General features: G+C 56.6%; 1 protein-coding gene. It reads left to right on the top strand.

The genetic code is table 11. The features are described from left to right. A partial coding sequence (locus CVN76_RS00440) for an HD domain-containing protein (protein WP_157805378.1) occupies positions 1-371 on the top strand: 371 nt, incomplete at both ends.

Genomic DNA, 371 nt, shown 5'->3' with positions numbered 1-371 from the left:
GGACTCATTCCCAAACTGCTCGATCCTTTTGAAAGCATTGTCGAAATGGCCTGCTTGATGCACGACATCGGTAATCCGCCTTTTGGCCATTTTGGCGAGTCGGCAATTAACGACTGGTTTGCGCAAAGGCTGGATCCCGCCAGCTGCGGCAGTGAGCCCGTCAGTAACGATCGCTGTCAGGTCAGCGTCTTGCGTTTGCACGAGGGCGAGAGCGATCTTAACCGCCTGCGCAGCCGCATTCGTCACGATCTCAGCCACTTCGAAGGCAATGCCCAGGCCATCCGGCTGGTGTATACCCTGCTGAAGCTTAACCTGACCTATGCGCAGGTGGGCTGTATCCTGAAATATACCCGTCCGGCCTACTGGGCCAG

The organism is Bacillus sp. mrc49 (assembly GCF_002803435.1).
Note: the sequence above shows the minus strand (reverse complement) of the source record. Positions and strands in the feature narration are given on the sequence as shown.